This is a genomic window from Bellilinea sp. (assembly GCF_034432615.1).
In the GTDB taxonomy this organism is placed as follows: domain Bacteria; phylum Chloroflexota; class Anaerolineae; order Anaerolineales; family Anaerolineaceae; genus Bellilinea.
Genome location: NZ_DAOUBL010000128.1, coordinates 1 through 17,702 on the forward strand (window position 1 = coordinate 1; position 17,702 = coordinate 17,702).

General features: G+C 50.1%; 14 protein-coding genes and 1 pseudogene. 8 read left to right on the plus strand and 7 right to left on the minus strand.

All coding sequences use genetic code 11. The features are described 5' to 3' along the window. Positions 1-111 precede the first annotated feature (111 nt). The 6 genes from VAE48_RS05610 to VAE48_RS05635 all read right to left on the minus strand — a co-directional run bounded on the left by VAE48_RS05610 (position 112) and on the right by VAE48_RS05635 (position 8,579). Positions 112-2,034, minus strand: coding sequence for a hypothetical protein (locus tag VAE48_RS05610; protein ID WP_322792338.1), 1,923 nt, complete (start codon positions 2,032-2,034; stop codon positions 112-114). A 223-nt stretch (positions 2,035-2,257) separates the two neighbouring features. Continuing rightward, entirely contained in the window at positions 2,258-4,045 is a 1,788-nt protein-coding gene (locus VAE48_RS05615; RefSeq protein WP_322792339.1) for an ABC transporter ATP-binding protein, read from the minus strand. A gap of 11 nt (positions 4,046-4,056) precedes the next feature. Next, positions 4,057-5,865: an ABC transporter ATP-binding protein gene (locus tag VAE48_RS05620; RefSeq protein WP_322792340.1), complete on the minus strand. Its 1,809-nt coding sequence runs from the start codon at positions 5,863-5,865 to the stop codon at positions 4,057-4,059. A gap of 60 nt (positions 5,866-5,925) precedes the next feature. Next, positions 5,926-6,270 carry a hypothetical protein gene (locus VAE48_RS05625; protein ID WP_322792341.1) on the minus strand — a complete coding sequence of 115 codons (345 nt, stop codon included), beginning with the start codon at positions 6,268-6,270 and terminating at the stop codon, positions 5,926-5,928. Further along, positions 6,271-7,590, minus strand: a complete 1,320-nt coding sequence (locus VAE48_RS05630; protein ID WP_322792342.1) for a DUF1015 domain-containing protein — start codon at positions 7,588-7,590, stop codon at positions 6,271-6,273. A 131-nt stretch (positions 7,591-7,721) separates the two neighbouring features. Further along, positions 7,722-8,579 (minus strand): DegV family protein, encoded by an 858-nt coding sequence (locus VAE48_RS05635; protein WP_322792343.1) that lies wholly within the window; start codon positions 8,577-8,579, stop codon positions 7,722-7,724. 190 nt (positions 8,580-8,769) lie between these two features. On the opposite strand from VAE48_RS05635, the gene ffh reads away from it, so the two are divergent. From ffh to VAE48_RS05675, 8 genes and pseudogenes are all read left to right on the plus strand, one after another. Beyond that, a complete protein-coding gene (gene ffh / locus VAE48_RS05640; RefSeq protein WP_322792344.1) occupies positions 8,770-10,092 on the plus strand; it encodes a signal recognition particle protein in 1,323 nt (440 codons plus the stop codon). A 117-nt stretch (positions 10,093-10,209) separates the two neighbouring features. After that, positions 10,210-10,452: pseudogene (gene rpsP / locus VAE48_RS05645) on the plus strand (30S ribosomal protein S16); the annotation flags it as partial. A 149-nt stretch (positions 10,453-10,601) separates the two neighbouring features. Continuing rightward, complete coding sequence (locus VAE48_RS05650; RefSeq protein ID WP_061915716.1) at positions 10,602-10,838, plus strand: KH domain-containing protein; 237 nt, start codon at positions 10,602-10,604, stop codon at positions 10,836-10,838. After that, positions 10,838-11,401, plus strand: coding sequence for a ribosome maturation factor RimM (gene rimM / locus VAE48_RS05655; RefSeq protein WP_322792345.1), 564 nt, complete (start codon positions 10,838-10,840; stop codon positions 11,399-11,401). Before VAE48_RS05650 ends, rimM begins: the two co-directional genes overlap by 1 nt. Before the next feature lie 15 nt (positions 11,402-11,416). Then, positions 11,417-12,535, plus strand: a complete 1,119-nt coding sequence (gene dprA / locus VAE48_RS05660; RefSeq protein WP_322792346.1) for a DNA-processing protein DprA — start codon at positions 11,417-11,419, stop codon at positions 12,533-12,535. Beyond that, positions 12,525-13,613, plus strand: a complete 1,089-nt coding sequence (locus VAE48_RS05665; protein ID WP_322792347.1) for a mannose-1-phosphate guanylyltransferase — start codon at positions 12,525-12,527, stop codon at positions 13,611-13,613. The genes dprA and VAE48_RS05665 overlap by 11 nt, the downstream gene beginning before the upstream one ends. A gap of 13 nt (positions 13,614-13,626) precedes the next feature. Beyond that, entirely contained in the window at positions 13,627-16,002 is a 2,376-nt protein-coding gene (gene topA, locus VAE48_RS05670; RefSeq protein WP_322792348.1) for a type I DNA topoisomerase, read from the plus strand. Positions 16,003-16,145: 143 nt separating this feature from the next. Then, positions 16,146-17,144: a hypothetical protein gene (locus VAE48_RS05675; RefSeq protein ID WP_322792349.1), complete on the plus strand. Its 999-nt coding sequence runs from the start codon at positions 16,146-16,148 to the stop codon at positions 17,142-17,144. A gap of 69 nt (positions 17,145-17,213) precedes the next feature. Here VAE48_RS05675 and greA read toward each other — a convergent pair whose 3' ends face one another. Beyond that, positions 17,214-17,681: a transcription elongation factor GreA gene (gene greA, locus VAE48_RS05680; RefSeq protein WP_322792350.1), complete on the minus strand. Its 468-nt coding sequence runs from the start codon at positions 17,679-17,681 to the stop codon at positions 17,214-17,216. Positions 17,682-17,702: the final 21 nt, after the last annotated feature.

Sequence of the window (17,702 nt, forward strand, 5' to 3'; positions counted from 1 at the left end):
CGGCCGCTTCAATTTTTGTTGATGGGGCGGCATCCGCAACTGCACTGCTCTGGCAGGCGCTCAGAAGCAGTGCAAACAACAGCGTAAAAAAGAAAAGATTACCGGGTTTGTTCATGGTTGAACGGCTCCGGGCAGCGGTGTCCATGTTGGCCGGCGGGTGGGCTGACTGGTTGGGGTGGGGCTTGGCAATGGTGTTGCTGTCCGATAAAAACGGATTGTGGGAGAAATGGTAGGTTTAAGGGTGAGGGTCGGGATGGCGGTTGGCGTTTGAATCGCCTCAGGTGGATAAAACTGCGCCATCGCCCCATTCCAATCTAAACCGTCCGTTTTGACAAACTGATTGAAACGGGCAGCCGGGTAAAATGTGCGCCAGTTTTGTAAGGCCGCTACCGGCTGCCACCCAAAGCGAGCTGCCAGTTCGGTGAAATCTATCCAATACCCATCCGGTATCGGGGTGAAAGCGCCACCCTGTTCGTAGGTGCGCGGGTCGCCGTTGTAACGCGCATCCAGTGACCAGGGATGATCTTTCATGGGTTGCCCCTGGGATCCATCCTGATAGCGGGCGCGGATGAAGATGCGCCAGTAGGTTTGCCCACCGCGTTCTTCGCGGGTAATCGTCATCCAGCCGGCTTGAATGGGTAAGGGATTAATCGCAAACGCTCTGCCGGTCAGCAGCCACTCGTCCACACTGCCGGGGTGGGGTGGCTCGGTAATCGGCAAGTAAGCGTTTTCCAAATTTCCCAAAATATCCCAGCCTGATTGGCGGGCAGCTTCACGGCGGAGCGCTGCAAAGGATTCATCTACTGCATCGTGCAAGTAGGGATATGGGACATTGACATCTGTTAGGGATACCAGTCCAAAACGGTTGGGCTGAGATTGGGGTGCGAGTGTAATTTGAACGCTATAAAGCGAGGGTAGAACTGCCGGACTATCCAGCAGGTATGCCATGATCAAATCGTTGATTTGCCCGCCTTTCCAATCCATGCCGTGAATGGCTGCAGGCATAACCCAAAAAGGCAGCGCCAGTTTTTTAGAGGAAACCTCAAAACCAGCCAGATGATCCTGTAAAAAGTCGGTCTGACGGGTCAGGAGCACCTTTCCGTCCGGACTCCAAACCGCATTGCTCCCTGCAAAGGCTGCTACGGCTGGTTTTTGGGGGAACGTGCTATCCCAAACGAAAATTGTATCGGCGGCGTTGTAACGGCCACCCCAGGTTAAAAAGTGACCATCGGGTGACCATGAAGGGGAATGAGCGGGACTGCCGACCCCAAGACTGACATTGGTATACCGTTCGCCAATCTGGTCAAGCCGGGCTGTCCAGATTTCATCCTGTCCGCTGCGGTCAGAAACAAAGGCAATTTCCTGTCCTAACGGGGACCATGCCGGAGAATGGTCAGCGCTGGAGGAGTTGGTGAGTGGGATGGGTGCCTGACTTAGATCAGCGAGAGATTGGATAAAGATATCCAGATTGCCATTGGCGTAGGTCTCGTAGGCCAGCCATTGGCCGTCAGGAGACCAGCTTGGCCAACCGTCGTATTCCGGCGTATCGGTAACGCGGGTTAATGCACCGTTCCTCAAGTCAAGGATGTAAATATCCCAGTAGCCGTTCCGACGAGAAGCGTAAGCAATTCGGCTGCCATCCGGGCTGATCGCCGGGTGCAAATCGTCCCAGGGATGGTTGGTCAGACGGGAAAGCGGTAAATGGGTTGGATGGAAGGCAAATAAATGAATGAAAGGCCCATCGCTCATCGCAAACACCATGATCCCATCGGGGTTTGAGTCATTTTGGGGTGCAATCGATTCACCAAGGGCAACGTTCAGATTGCTCACCTCTGGACGGGCAAGGGGCGGTTCGGGTGTTTCAAGCGGAAGGGGAGTGGGTAAGAGTGCTGGCAAGGTTGGGGTAGGAAGAAGCAGCCATTGATCCCGAATGATGGGGATGACATTCCACAGTAGCACCACCAGCAGGGCAAATATGAAGGTTAACCAGCCGACAGGCTTTCTTTTTTTACTTACTTTTGGAGAACCAGCCATTCATCTCCCAACGACGAGTTCATCTGCAATTTGGGAAGAAAACCGGCGATGATGAGGAATTGGTCAGGTCGGTGAGGGCGTCCGCACGGAAAAATTACCGATTTTCTTCAGTGACATTCGAGTTTGAATTCATTTAAGGTTTATTGTAGCATTCAAAAAATTGAACAGTCAACCAAACTGCCTTTCAATTGGGTTTGGTTATCAATATTGTTAACTGGTCCGATTATTCATCCTCGAAGCGTAAACTGTAGAGATGATAGTATATCCCCCCTTTTTGCAATAGTTCAGCATGAGTGCCATCCTCAATAATCTCTCCGTTTTCGATGACCAGAATCCGATCCGCGTTGGTGATTGTAGATAGACGATGAGCGATGATCAAAGAGGTGCGCCCTTTCAATAGGCGGTTAAGGCCAGCCTGAATCATACGCTCGGTCTGGGTGTCTACACTGGAAGTGGCTTCATCCAGAATTAAGATGCGTGGATCAGCCAGCAAGGCACGAGCAAATGAGATCAATTGACGCTGCCCGACCGATAAAATGGCGCCGCCTTCTTCTACGGGTGTGTCATAACCGTGTGGTAATTGGCGGATAAACTCATCTGCTCCCACCGTTTTGGCAGCGGTTTCGACTTCTTCATCACTCGCAATCAATCTGCCAAAGCGGATATTTTCACGGACGGTTCCGGAAAACAGAAAGGGGTCTTGAAGGACGATGCCAAATTGTCGGCGTAAACTCTGCTGGGTCACCTGACGAAGATCGTAACCGTCAATTCGGACAATTCCTTCAGTTGGATCGTGGAAACGGGCAACCAGCTTGATCAGAGTGGATTTTCCTGCTCCGGTTTTTCCGACCAGCGCAACAGTCTGACCTGCTGGAATTGTCAAATCAATATTGCGCAAAACCGGGGTAGGATCATCTGAATAGTGAAAACTGACATTTTCAAAGCGAATTTCCCCTCGAATAGCAGGCATTTCAATAGCATCCGCCGCGTTCTGTACCTCAATGGGGGCATTCAAAAGGTTGAGAATGCGCTCGCCGCTAGCCATGGTGGATTGGAAGGTATCAAAGCGGCGGCTCAGGTCACGGATTGGGTCGAAAAAGCGGTTTATGTACAATACAAAGGCAACCAACGTGCCGGGTGAAATTTGTTCTCCCAAAACGGCGCTGCCTCCCAGCCAGACGACCAGTGCCATGGCTGTAATGCCCAAAAAATCGACACTGGGAAAGAATTGCGCAGCCAGGCGCGCGGCTTTGAGGTTGACATCCAGGTTGTTGCGGTTCACCACATCTCGAAAGTAGGTGTAATTTTTATCCTCACGCGAAAATGCCTGTACAACCCGTAAGCCGTTGATATTTTCAGCGAGGACGGAATTGACCCAACTGATGGCCTTGCGTGTTTCTCTGTAATATTCACGGGCACGCTTCCGAAAGAGGCGTGTGCTGAAAATGATGAGCGGGATCACACTGAAGGTTAGCAAAGAAAGGCGCGGGTTCATACTGAACATGGTAATTACAATGCCAACCAGTACAAATAAATCGCGGGCAATGGCGAGCATGGCCCAGGTAATAAATTCTCTTAAAACACTCACATCGTTGATCACCCGCACGATGATACGCCCGACTGAGTAATGTGAGAAAAAACTGAGGGAAAGTTGTTGAAGATGATGAAATAATTTCGACCGGACATCAAAGATGATGGATTGTCCGACTCGGGACATGATAAAAACCCGTCCGTAGATGGCGGACCATTGCAGAGTGGCAATAGTCAGGTAAAGCAGGACGATATTGCGCAATGCCGGAAGAGACTGTCCATCCACGCCTTCGTCCACGGCCAGTTTCACCAGGTAGGGTCCAGCCACAGAGGCTGCTGAGGTGATTGCCATGAGGATCAATGAAACCAGCAAGGGTTTCCAGTAAGGCTTTACAAATGCCATCAATCCACGAATTACCTGTGGGTCGTAGCCTTTGAATTGCACATCCTCATGAATGTTGGATGGAACGGTGACAGCCATGCTATTTTTTTTTACTCCAACGAATTTCCTGATCGAAGATTGACTTTAGAACGAGCAACTTGTGAAAGGGGGTGGACTTCTTCCAGTTCTTCCTGATTTCTCAGCTGAAGTTCATAAATTTGACGGTAAAAGCCATTTAAAGCAAGCAGTTGAGAATGAGTGCCCCGTTCAATAATGCGACCCTGGTCCATCACCAGAATCAAATCGGCTTTTTTTACGGTCGAAAGACGTTGAGCAATAATCAGGGTGGTACGGCCTTCCATTAGTACGGATAAAGCCTTTTGAATTAAGTGTTCTGTTTGCACATCTACGCTGGAAGTTGAGTCATCCAGAATCAGGATCCGCGGATTCATCAATAGCGCCCTGCCAATGGCAATCCGTTGACGCTGACCGCCCGAAAGAGTAACTCCCCGCTCGCCAACTACGGTATCATAACCTTCCGGCAGTTCCATGATGAAATCATGTGCTTGGGCTGCTTTGGCTGCAGCGATAATTTCTTCCTCGCTGGCATCCGGACGTCCGTAAGCCAGATTTTCCCGGATCGTGGTGGAGAAGAGGAGGGAAGTCTGCAGAACAATGCCAATTTGACGCCGGAGAGATGAAAGATCCATCCGGCGAACGTCAATACCGTCAATTTTTACAGCACCTTCACTGACATCATAAAATCGGGGGATCAGGTTGACCAGCGTAGTCTTGCCCGAGCCGGTTGCGCCGATGATCGCTACCCGCTGGTTTGGTTCAATCTTCAAGTTGATGTCACTGAGGATAGGCCTTTCATGTTCATTGTAGCGAAAAGAAACTCGCTCAAAGAGAATTTCCCCTCGAAAGGGAGGGCAAACCATAGCGTTGGGCGGGGATTGAATATCCGGCTGGGTTTCAAGTATTTCAAAGGTGCGTTGCAAACCGGCATAAGCTTCACCAGCAGCGTTGACCAGCCATGCCAATTGTTGCGCCGGGTTTGCCAGCAGAAGCATATAACTGTTAAAGGCAACCAGTTCTCCAACGGTGATCTCGCCGCGGATTGCCATTTGACCGCCAAACCACAGAATTAAGATTGTGCCAAGGGTGACTAAAAAGATGGTCGAGGGCATGACTTTTGCCCATTCCCTTACGACCGTAATTTGTCGGTCATACAATTTACGGTTGGTTTGGTCAAAGCGTAGGGTTTCAAACTTTTCTTGAGCAAAAGCACGTACTACCTGAATACCGATTACATTTTCCTGCAAAATGGAGGAAAGTTCGCCTAAGGTATTATCCACCGCAAGGAACAATCTTCCTACACGCTTGCCAAAATCTGTGGTCAGCAATATCAGCGGAATCAGCGGCGAGATGGCAATGGCTGCCAGCAAAGGGTGGCGGCTAAAGAGGTAAATTCCAATGCCGAAGAGAAGGATGATAATTCGGGCCAGTTCGACCAGCCCATGACCGGCAAAGTTCTGCAGGGAGCGCACATCTTCAATGACCCGGCTGATAAGTTGACCAGTTGGCATGTGGTCATGGTATTGAAAGGATAAGCGTTGAATGTGGTCATAAAGGCGGTTGCGCAGGTCATAAGCCACATGGTGAGCGATCCATTCGGTCAGGTATTGTTCCCGAAAACTGACCAGCGCTTTAATCAGACCCAACACCAGAATTATCCCGGCTGAGACCATCAGAAAGCGATTGTTATTATCCTTTAGACCGATATCAATCACTTGTCGGATGATCGCCGGGAAGGACATTTCAATCAGGGTGAGGAAGAGCAGGAAGACACCGGCAAGCACGATTTGTCGAATATAAGGCTTGACCAGTGTACTTAAGTTTCGAAGATGCCTTTTCATTTCCTGCTGCGAAGCGACCTTTCCTCCATGAAAAAATATAAATGATTTAATGGAGTTATTTTACAAAGAGAAATTCTGTTGGTCCTGGTAAACCAGTCCAATTTCATCATATTCAACACGGGCGTAAAGCGTAAAATAACGTCTTTCCAGTGGAAGCTGGCGCAGATGCATGGTAATGACCAGATCGAAATCAATGTTTTCCACAATATAGGCGCTGGCAACAACCTGATCATCTGCAGTACGGATCTCAAACTCCAGATTGGGAGGTTTTTGAAAGGGGGTGAGCCGGGCATGAACGCGCACCCGCTGGCGGTCTTCCCATGGTTCAATCTGCAGATTCAGTAACCTGACCTGTTCGGGCGGAACAGCTTGAGGATGGGGTTGTAAAGGATTGTACCGCTTCATTCAGATTATTTTTCTGGCCTCCACGTAAAACCGTTTCTCGATTGCTTCCCCCATTGAAAAAGTTTTACGGGGAAGTACACCATCCAGAATCACGGTCTTGAACAATTCGTTTTTATCCATGGCGGGCAGATAAAAACCGCAATTACCTTCCTGCCGGGAGAGATGATACAGGGCTTCCTCGCCGTGTACATAATCAATTTTTTCTGCTCCGCCTTGTTTCAGCCAGTCATCCAGAAAAGCTTGCAGGCTTCCTACCGGTAAATTGGAAGTTGGCTTGTGGATGGCGGCAGTAGCAAAGCCCTGCGGTGATACGATGCCGATCATCTGGTCATTGCTGGACTGGTTTTTAACCATATTTTCCATTGCTTCTGCGTTCGGGCAATCGGCTATCGTTACGCCAGTTTCGCCAAAATAGTGGGCAAGTGCGCTTACAGGTGATTGTTTAATACCAAAGAGCACGCGGTGAATTGACTCAAAAACCAAGCCGGGGTCATGCAGATTTTCAATTTCGACCAGCGCATAACGCGCAGGATGATGCATTCCCACGCAGGGTTTCAGTTTTTCCCAGCAGGCCTTGGCAGTCGCCAGAGAGTGATTACCATCTCCAACCGCAAAAAGCAAAACGCCTTTTTCGTTCCCAACCCCATACTTGGGGTAGAAAACCTGAGGGGCTGCCAGATGTTCGAGCGATTTAATAATTTGTTTTTCCAGGTTGAGATCGGTGATGAGCGCTCCTTTCAGATGTCCACTGCCTTGCATCAATTCAAAATCATAGAGAGGGATCAGCGCATTGGCATGTTGGCTGATCGGTTCAATAACCGTGCGGTGCGGGTCATCAATCAGCACCAAAATATGAGGAAGCTCGAGCGCTGCTCCTTCGCGGATGCGCATGCGAGGTGGTATCCGCTCCAGGATGGTGCCTTCTGTTGCTCGAATGAGGGATTGAGAACCGGGGGAATAATCGTACTTTTCCAGGTCTAGCGCGAGAATCAACCCATGGCGGGTTTTGCCCATTACCGTGCGTTCAACATAAATTAAACCGCTGTACACTTCAAAAATGCCGTCGTCCAGGTACCGCCGCATGGTTTTTTGAGCGGTCTGGATGCGTTCCATTTCCTCTGGTTTACCTAAATAAACCTCAGGCAAAATTAAATTTAACGTGGATGGAGCATCGCCAACCTCTCTGGCTACCTGTTCCCAGTATTCGGGTTGAGAGGTGAATTGATCGCAGGCAATGGTTGCCCATTTGCGTAAATCAATCCCTTTTTTGGGAAGTAAAACATCCGCAACCTGCACGCCAATCTCGGAATATATTCGCATTGTTGTAACCTCGGAGGTGATTTACAGGGAAAAGAAAACGGTCTTTTTCATTTTACCAAAGACCGTTCAATAAAAAAGAGGTATGGGAACAGAAAGGAAATCTGTCAATCAATATCAGGAAGATTGACCAATCACATTCCTGCCATGTAGGCGATCCCTACAGTACCGGGACCGGTATGGGTGCCGATGACGGGTGAAACGGTGGCGGCAAAGGCTTCAGCTATTTCGGCAGGTTCAAAACGCTGACAGGCTTTTTCGAGCAGGCGTTCGGCTTCGGCGGGTGCATTGGCGTGCAGGGCAGCAATGCGAATCGGCCGCTGACTGCCCACCCGTTCTACAAAGATATCAATCAGACGATCCACCGCTTTGTTCATGGTGCGGATTTTTTCAACCGCCACTATTTTTCCGTTCTCCAAACCGAGGATTGGTTTAAGACCCAGAGCAGTACCGAGAAAAGCGGCAGCGCCTCCAATGCGTCCCCCACGGTGTAGAAATTCCAGCGTGCTGACGGCGAATAAAACCCCGGTATGGTTTACGGCTTTTTCGGCAATTGTTTTACACTCCTCCAATGAAGCGCCTTGTTTGGCCGCACGGGCTACCTGCAAGGCTTGAAAACCCAGACCCATGCCCGCTGAAAAAGAATCAATGATAACAACCCGATCGGTGTTAAGGGTCTGTTTGGCCTGTAAAGCGGAATCAATGGTGCCCGAAAGGGCCGCCGAGATGTGGATGGAAAGGATATCGTAGCCCTGTTCCAGGAGGGAAGTGTAAACTTGTTGAAAGGCAGCAGGTGAAGGTTGTGATGTGGTGGGCATCACTTTAGCATGCTGCAGACGAGTGTAGAATTCCAATGGAGTTATGTCCACTCCATCGCGGAAGGTTTCTCCTCCCCACACAACCTGTAACGGAATCGTGTGCAGAACATAACCATTGGCTAAATGTTCGGGGATATAGGCAGTACTGTCAGTGACGACGGCTACCTTTGACATGTTTTTTCTCCTTCAAGTTCTTTATTATTATATTATTCCTTTGCCTATAACCCCATTCTTTGTAAAAAGTTGCGAAAGGCGGCTTGAAAATTTCTTCAGGTCTTAACCTTGACCATTGTTGTTTATCCGACTAGAATTGGGAGGCGTAACGCCCCTTTGGGGTGTTGATTTCTTTTGGATTAAGGTCAGCGTGTTCGAATCGCTTTCACAAAGGCTGGAACAGGTATTTCAACAACTTCGCCGGCGGGGCAAATTATCCGAGCAGGATGTAGATGCTGCCATGCGCGAAGTTCGCTTGGCATTGCTGGAGGCCGATGTTCACTTCAGCGTGGTCAAGGACTTTATCAATCGTGTCCGCGAGCGCGCGGTCGGTGCAGAAGTATCAAAGGCACTTAACCCCGCCCAACAAGTCATCAAAATTGTCCACGAGGAATTAATCAAAACGCTTGGCGAGCCAGCGCGGCTGAACCTGACCGGCCCGAAGCCACGGGTCATCATGATGGTTGGGCTGCAGGGTTCCGGCAAGACCACCGCAGCAGCAAAACTTGCCTCGTTGTTGCGCTCGCAGGGTGAACGTGTTGAACTGGTCGCCGCTGATCCATACCGCCCGGCAGCCATCAAGCAATTACAGACGTTGGGCGAGAGAATTGGGGTTCCAGTTTATACAGAAAACGGAGTCAAACCTCCAGAACTGGTTTCACGGGCATTTGAGAGAGCCCAGAAAAGCGGTGTCAGCGTTTTAATTGTGGACACAGCCGGGCGATCCCAGCTGGATAATGCCTTGATGGATGAACTCAAAGCAATTACCCGGCGCGTGACACCCAATGAAATTTTACTGGTGGTAGATGCGATGATTGGTCAGGAAGCCCTGCATGTCGCTGAAGGCTTCCGGGATACGGTGAGCCTGACCGGTTTGATGCTGACGAAAATGGATGGTGATGCCCGGGGTGGCGCTGCCATATCCATCCGTGCTGTTACCGGTGTACCCTTAAAGTTCCTTGGCACTGGCGAGGGGATTGATGCTATTGAAGTATATGATCCTGGTCGGTTAGCTTCGCGCATTTTAGGCATGGGAGATGTAATTGGGTTAATTGAACGGGCAGAGGCGGCTTTTGACGAAAAGGAAGCCCAGGAACAGGCGGAACGCATGCTTTCCGGAGCTTTTACGCTGGAAGATTTTGCCAAACAACTGAAACAGATTCGCAAGATGGGTCCACTGGCACAAATATTGGAGATGTTACCCGGTGGCATGGGTCAAATGGCGCGCAGCATCTCTCCGGAAGAGGCTGAGCGTTCGTTGAAAATTACCGAAGCGATCCTCAACTCGATGACCCGCGAGGAACGCCGGCGACCGGAAATTCTTAATGCCAGCCGGAGGAGGAGAATTGCGCGCGGATCCGGTACCCAGGTGCAGGATGTCAACCGGGTTCTCAAACAGTTCCGGGATGCGCAGAAAATGTTTAAGACCTTACAAAAAACAGGAGGACGGGGATTGCCGCGCCTGTTTGGCTGAAAAAGTGCCTCTAGAAGTAAGCGCCCCCTTCAGCGCCCCTCGACTTTTGGAGGTAAACCTAAATTGCCATTCAATATGCTAAAATGATCATGTAAAAATGAGGAGAAAAAATCAACTATGGTTCGAATACGATTGCGCCGTATTGGCTTAAAGGGACAACCCAGTTATCGCATTGTGGCGGCTGATAAAGAAAGCCCTCGCGATGGTCGTTTCCTTGAAATTCTTGGTTTTTACAACCCCCGCACTGAGCCTTTCACCTTTCAGGTGAATGAAGAGCGGGTGTATCACTGGCTCAAAAACGGGGCTCAACCCACCGAATCGGTTCAACAATTGTTTGACAGTGTGGGTTTGACCAAGCGGTTTGCGCGGGTCAAAGCCGGGGAGCCTGTAGAGGAAGTATTGAAGGAAGCAGAAGCCTATTACGCTTCCCGCAAGGTAGATGTAAAAACCAATCCGGCCTGATCTTTGGCCGCGCTATCATCCAAAGCCATTGTGCGAAAGGATTGATTGTGAAAGAGCTGATTGAATATATTGCCGCTTCTCTGGTAGATGACCCCACTCAGGTGCGGGTTCGTCAGGAGTGGGTGGGCGGAAAAGCCCGGCTGGAGCTGTGGGTCGCCAAAGAAGATATGGGCAGAATCATTGGAAAAAGTGGACGGGTTGCAAACGCAATGCGGGTTTTACTGCGTGTTGCAGCTGCTCGCGAGGGTAAACAGGCAACACTGGATGTGATGGAGCCTCGCTGATGAACCGCCGTCCGCTCAATTCGGACTATAGCAGGGAAACATCAGGCTCGCCTCCCTCGGGCGAGCCTGTCTTTCTGGCTGTCGGTTACCTGCGGCGGGCGCATGGCCTTCAGGGTGAGATGGTCATGGATTTACTGACCGATTTTCCTGAGCGATTGGTGCGCGGCAAGGTGGTTTACGCCGGCGAAGAGCATATCCGGCTGACCATTCGATCGCTGCGGTCAAAAGGCAGGCAAGTGTTGATTGCCTTTGAAGAAGTTGATGATCCCGAATCGGCCGCGCCATTGCGTAACCAATACCTGTTTGTCCGGTCTGATGAAATTCCACCACTGCCAGAGGGTGAATACTACCATCATGAGCTGTTAGGCCTGAATGCTTTTACACCCGGGGGCGAGAGACTTGGAACGCTGGTGGAGATCCTCGAAACCGGTGCAAATGATGTATACATCATCCGAGAGGAAAGCACCCAAACTGAATTGCTGGTACCGGCGGTCAATGAATTTGTCCTCGAAATTCGATTAGCGGAGCGTAAAATAATCCTTTCTCCACCAGAGTGGCTGTAGCCTGGAGCGAAATGGATGAACCCCAAAGCCTATTGGGTCGCCTTTAATTACGTTAAAGGAATTGGATCAGTCCGCCTGAGCCGGTTGTTACAGGCTTTTGACGGGGATTTGAAAGCCGCTTGGGAAGCTTCGTATGAAAAATTGATTGCAGTAAGGCTGCATCCCCGTCTGGTGGAACAACTTTTAAAAATCCGCTCCCAAATCGATTTGGAGCGTATCTGGGAAAATATTGAACGCAAAGCAATTCAGGTGATAACATGGGAAGATGAAACGTATCCCACTTTGCTGCGTCAAATTGACCAGCCACCTCCCGTACTTTACATCAAGGGTGAATATCTACCGGAAGATGAAGTGGCTGTAGCCGTGGTTGGAACACGGCGGGTTTCGGCTTACGGCAAACAGGTTGCAGAGGAACTGGCGGCATTTCTGGCGCGCAACCGCGTCACAGTGGTTAGTGGGTTGGCGCGCGGCACAGATGCTGTGGCTCACCAATCGGCTTTGAGAGCCGGAGGACGCTCGCTGGCAGTGCTGGGTTGTGGTGTGGATGTGATATATCCCCCTGAGCATGCGAAGCTGGCCGAAGAAATTACTGCCAGCGGCGCGCTCATCAGTGATTATCCCCCCGGTACACCTCCGGAGAGCAGCAACTTCCCGCCGCGCAACCGCATCATTTCTGGATTGGCGTTGGCAACCGTCGTGATCGAGGCCGGCGATACCAGCGGAGCGTTAATTACGGCTTCATTTGCGGCCGATCAGGGGCGGGAGGTTCTGGCAGTACCCGGAAATATCCATTCTCCTAACTCTAAGGGTGTCAACCGCCTGATCCAAAATGGAGCACGCCCTCTCCTGAATCCATCCGATGTGCTGGAGGCCCTCAATATTCAACAGGTGAATACACGGCGGATTGCCAGAAAGGTATTGCCTTCTGATGAAACAGAGGCTAAACTATTGCAAGTTATGGGTGAAGATAACCTGACGGCGGATGAAATCAGCTTTTTAAGTGGTTTGCCAATTGATAAGGTTTCTGCATGCCTGATCATGATGGAATTGAAGGGTCTGGTGAGGAATAATGGTGGAATGAATTACCGGGCCATCCGTGAAGAAATGGAAACCTACCTCAGGAATGATGAATAAATCGTTTTATGCTGTGATCATGGCTGGCGGGGGAGGGACGCGTTTGTGGCCTCTTTCCCGCTCAGCACGCCCAAAACAAATGCTTAAACTGGGTTCGGATCGAACCCTGTTTCAACTGGCCGTTGATCGCCTGTATGGTTTAATTCCACCCGAACGAATACTGGTCGTTACCGGTGCAGAAATGGCGTTTGATTTACAAAAGGATTGCCCTGAAATTCCATCTGAAAATTTCCTGATTGAACCGGCTCCAAAAGGTACAGCGGCCGTGGTGGGATTGGCGGCGGCTTTCTTGTATCAAAAAGATCAGCAAGCGGTAATGGCCGTGCTGACCGCCGACCACATCATTCAGGATGTGGCATATTTTCAGAAAATCTTACAGGTTGCCGATGAAGCTGCACGGCTGGGATATCTGGTAACATTGGGTATTCATCCCTCCCATCCTTCCACCGGATATGGCTATATTCAGCGTGGTCAGACAGTGGCAGAAATCAATCAACAACGAGTGTATCAGGTGTTGAAGTTTAAAGAAAAACCGGATGCGGAAACGGCCCGGAAAATGGTGGAAAGCGGCGATCACGACTGGAATTCGGGAATGTTTTTCTGGCAGGTTGATCAAATTCGGCGAGAAATTAAAAATCAGTTGCCCGAATTATACAAGGTGATGCTGCAAATTGAAAAATCGGGCTTTGACAAAAAAGAGGATTGGCTTCCTCTATGGATGGGTTTGAAACCAGAAACCATTGACTACGGCATCATGGAACATGCCCGGCAAGTGGTCGTGATACCCGCGGCTGGTTTGGGTTGGAACGATGTTGGAAGTTGGGACTCGCTGTTTGAAGTTCTGGAAGGTGATGAGGATGGAAACATCCGCCTGACTTCCCAATGGCTCGCCCTCGATTCTCAAAAAACACTGGTGCTGTGCGAGGACGATCGGCGTTTGATTGCTACAATTGGTGTTGAAAATTTGATCATTGTGGATAGTGGAAATGTGTTACTGGTTTGTCATAAAGACAAAGCCCAATCGGTTCGCGAGATTGTTCAGATATTAAAACAAAGTGGAAGAGAAAATTACCTGTAATGGGAGGTAAGCATTGGAAGCCTATTGTGTCAAGTGCAAAGAGAAAAGAGAGATTGCTTCACCTCGAGCAGAATTTAATGCTGTGGGTGCCCCGGTCACGCGGGGAATTTGCCCGGTATGCGGCACTCAATTGTATCGAATGGGAAAAACACCCGAACATGAACATTTGCCCGCCCCAGAAAAGAGAGAAAGACCTGCGGATAAATTAATCAGTTCAGCCCATTCGAAAAAACAGAGCAGAAGCAGAAAGGATAATGGCCGTGATGAACGAAGCGGTAAACTGGTGATTGTGGAATCGCCGGCAAAGGCTCGGACAGTCGGTCGTTTTCTGGGAAAAGGCTACACTGTCAAGGCCTCGGTTGGGCATATCCGCGATTTATTGCGTTCGGAACTGTCGGTAGATGTGGAAAACAATTTCCAACCCAAATACCGCGTACCGAACGAGAAGCGGGCGGTGGTCAAAGAGCTAAAAGAGTTGGTAAAGAGAGCCGAAGAAATTTATCTGGCAACTGACCCGGATCGGGAAGGAGAAGCGATTGCCTGGCATTTGTTGGAAGCCGCAGAAATTCCCGAAGATATCTCGCGGCGGGTTGTTTTTCATGAAATCACCCAACCGGCCATTGAGGAGGCATTTTCTCACCCGCGCAAGATCAACATGAATCTGGTCAATGCCCAACAAGGGCGGCGCATTTTGGACCGTCTGGTCGGTTATAATCTTAGCCCACTTTTGTGGGAGAAGGTGCGCAGCCGTCTTTCGGCTGGTCGTGTGCAGTCGGTGGCACTGCGATTGATTGTAGAGCGAGAACGTGAGATTGCTGCCTTTGTGCCGGTAGAATACTGGACGATTGCAGCTGAGTTAAAACCCCAAGGTAGTAAGCAGACCTATGTTGCCAAGCTGGTGAAGGTGAATGAACAAGAACCCCAATTACCCGATCAGACAACAGTGCAAGGTTTGCTCGAGGATATGGAACCGGCACAATACCAGATTGTGCGAATTAAGCGCGGTGAGCGAAGACGAAAACCGGCTGCGCCTTTCATTACCAGCACCCTGCAGCAAGAGGCTTCTCGGAAATTGGGGTACACCGCACGCCGAACGATGATGATTGCTCAACAATTGTATGAAGGTTTGGATGTTGGCGAAGGCGGTTCAACCGGTTTAATCACATATATGCGTACCGATTCGACCAATGTGTCGGAATTGGCGCAAAGGGAAGCCCGGGAGTATATCCTGAATACCTATGGGAAGGATTATCTGCCCGAAATGCCGCCCCAATATAAGACTCGCGCAGTAGGCGCACAGGAAGCCCACGAAGCGATTCGTCCAACATCCGTTTTGCGTCTGCCAGAAAAAGTCAAACCCTACCTGAGCCCTGAGCAGTACAAACTGTATATGCTCATCTGGCAGCGGTTTATTGCCTCTCAAATGGAAGCGGCGGTAATGGACACCGTTACGGTTGATGTTGAAGGCAGGGGAAAACTGAATCTTTTTCTTTTGCGGGCTTCAGGTTCAACATTGAAGTTCCCCGGCTTTCTGGCAATCTATGAGGAATCTCGTGACGAAGACCAGAAAAGCGAAGAAGAAGATAATGTTCGCATTCCGCCGGGGCTGGAGGAAGGTCAACCGCAAGAATTACAGCGTCTGCTGCCCGAGCAACACTTCACGCAACCCCCGCCGCGTTATTCCGAAGCCACGCTGGTTCAAACGCTGGAAGAATATGGGATTGGGCGACCTTCGACCTATGCTCCAATACTCTCCACAATTGTTGAACGTGGCTATGTGGTGCGCGAAAACAAGAAACTGATCCCCACAGAAACCGGTTTGCTGGTCAACGATTTGCTGGTGCAGCACTTCCCGGATATTGTGGATGTGGGATTCACGGCGAAAATGGAAAACGATCTCGATCAGGTGGCATCTGGTAACCGGGAATGGGTGGATGTGATTCGTTCGTTTTACGATAATTTTGAGCCGACAGTAAAAAAAGCCCAGGAATTGATGCCGGTGACCAAAACGGTGGAGAAGGTTGGACGAGCCTGTCCGCAGTGCGGGCATGATCTGATTATCCGCTGGGGTAGGTATGGCAAGTTCATCTCATGCAGCAATTTTCCGGAATGTCGGTATACCGAACCGTGGCTGGAGAAAATTGGGGTTTCCTGTCCTGAGTGCGGCGGTGATTTGATTGAACGCAAGACACGCAAGGGCAGGGTTTTTTATGGTTGTTCAAATTACCCGACCTGTCAATTTACCACCTGGAAGCGGCCGGTGTCTACTCCCTGCCCGAATTGCGGTGGTTTGCTGGTGATTGCCAACAAACGCGAATTGCAATGTGTGAAATGCGAGGAAAGTTTTTTGCAGGAGCAGATTGGAGAAACTTCGCCGGAATCGGCATGAGAATTGCAACTCACCCTCACAGAGCATAAATTCATGCCGCAATCGCAGTTGCGCCAAATTAAACCTTGTTCTACAATAAGTTCAGGTATCTGGTAAAGACTGCACGGCAGAGATAATCACAGCCAGTGAGGAGCAAAAAAATCATGGACAAGATTCGAGAACAATTACGCAATCCGCTCATCTCAGCAATTGCAGGTTTTGTGATCGGTTTGATCATCGGTCTACCTGTGCTGGGATGGGGGCTTTGGCCGGTTAAGTGGGTCAACGCAGACCCCAGTCAACTGCGCGATGACTACAAACAGGAATACCTGTGTCTGGTCATTGATTCATATGCCAGAAAAGGGGATACCGCCATTGCCATGCAGCGTTTTGAAGCATTGGGGGAATCGGGCGGTTCTCTGCTGGATGCGCTTAAACCCGGCACGTGCAACCTAAGCGAAGGAGACATCAATTCCTTCCGGGCTTTGGTGATGAGACCAACTGTTCCACTACCGGGTGAAACAGCCGTACCAACCCAACCGCCTGCGGCAGGAGGGGGTTCCCGTGTCGGATTGGTTGTCCTCCTCTGTCTGGTCACGCTGGGCGTTGGAGCGGGGCTGGTGTATCTGCTGGTAATTCGCAAAAGACCAGTGAAAACCGAAAGTCCGGCAGGTATGGCTCAGGATTTGAACCGCCAGGCTGAGCGCACGGATTTTGCCGCTGAGGGTCAGGAAGCCCCCATCAGTCAGTACATGACCACCTACATTATGGGGGACGATCTCTATGATGATTCGTTCAGCATCGATTCACCTACAGGCGAATTTTTAGGTGAGTGCGGTGTCGGAATTTCCGAAACCATCGGTGTTGGAGACCCTAAGAAGGTGACCGCCTTTGAGGTGTGGTTGTTTGATAAAAATGACATTCAAACGGTCACCAAAGTGCTGATGTCGCCGCATGCCTTCAACGACCCGGCGATCCGCCAGCGGTTAGAATCCAAAGGTGAGCCGATTGAAGTGGCTAAAGAGAGAAGGGTGCTGCTCGAAACCGCCACTTTACAACTGGAAGCGAGAGTGGTGGATGTCAGCCTTGGGGGCGGAGCTTTACCTGAGAACAGTTACTTTGAGCGATTGACGCTTGAACTGGCTGTCTGGCCCAAGTCATAAATATTTGGATGCCTGTAAAAAACAAAGGGCTGCTGAAAAGCAGCCCCTGTTTTTTAAAGTTTCAGCCAGTTATTCAATTTTGAGAATTTTTAAGCGGATTTCTCCATTGGGGGTGTCCACCACAACAACATCACCCACTTTGTGACCTATCAGAGCTTTGCCAATGGGAGATTCGTGAGAAATTTTTCCATTGCTGGGATCAGCCTCTTTTGGGCCAACCAGATGATAGCGTTCCGGCTCAAAGTTTTCTTCCTGAATGGTGACATAATCACCGATTCCGATTTCATTTAAGTTCTTTTCGACGTGATCAATGATAATCACATTTGAAAGCAGTTGTTCCAGTTCGCGAATGCGGCCTTCAAGGAAACCCTGTTCCTCTTTGGCAGCCGAGTAATCGGCATTTTCCGAAAGATCACCCTGTTCAATGGCTGAGCGTAAGCGCTTGGCCAGCTGCTCGCGGGCGGGACCTTTAAGATATTCCAATTCTTGTTGCAGGCGGATTAAACCCTCTTGGGTCAAATATGAAGCTTCAGACATGCTTGCTAACTCCTAAACGTT

Excerpts from the sequence above, each read along its gene's own strand:
- VAE48_RS05675 (WP_322792349.1), top strand. The coding sequence starts at position 16,146 with ATGGACAAGATTCGAGAACAATTACGCAATCCGCTCATCTCAGCAATT.
- VAE48_RS05665 (WP_322792347.1), top strand. The coding sequence starts at position 12,525 with ATGATGAATAAATCGTTTTATGCTGTGATCATGGCTGGCGGGGGAGGG.
- VAE48_RS05620 (WP_322792340.1), bottom strand. The coding sequence starts at position 5,865 with ATGAAAAGGCATCTTCGAAACTTAAGTACACTGGTCAAGCCTTATATT.
- VAE48_RS05625 (WP_322792341.1), bottom strand. The coding sequence starts at position 6,270 with ATGAAGCGGTACAATCCTTTACAACCCCATCCTCAAGCTGTTCCGCCC.
- VAE48_RS05610 (WP_322792338.1), bottom strand. The coding sequence starts at position 2,034 with ATGGCTGGTTCTCCAAAAGTAAGTAAAAAAAGAAAGCCTGTCGGCTGG.
- VAE48_RS05635 (WP_322792343.1), bottom strand. The coding sequence starts at position 8,579 with ATGTCAAAGGTAGCCGTCGTCACTGACAGTACTGCCTATATCCCCGAA.
- VAE48_RS05630 (WP_322792342.1), bottom strand. The coding sequence starts at position 7,590 with ATGCGAATATATTCCGAGATTGGCGTGCAGGTTGCGGATGTTTTACTT.
- VAE48_RS05615 (WP_322792339.1), bottom strand. The coding sequence starts at position 4,045 with ATGGCTGTCACCGTTCCATCCAACATTCATGAGGATGTGCAATTCAAA.
- rimM (WP_322792345.1), top strand. The coding sequence starts at position 10,838 with ATGAACCGCCGTCCGCTCAATTCGGACTATAGCAGGGAAACATCAGGC.
- dprA (WP_322792346.1), top strand. The coding sequence starts at position 11,417 with ATGAACCCCAAAGCCTATTGGGTCGCCTTTAATTACGTTAAAGGAATT.
- greA (WP_322792350.1), bottom strand. The coding sequence starts at position 17,681 with ATGTCTGAAGCTTCATATTTGACCCAAGAGGGTTTAATCCGCCTGCAA.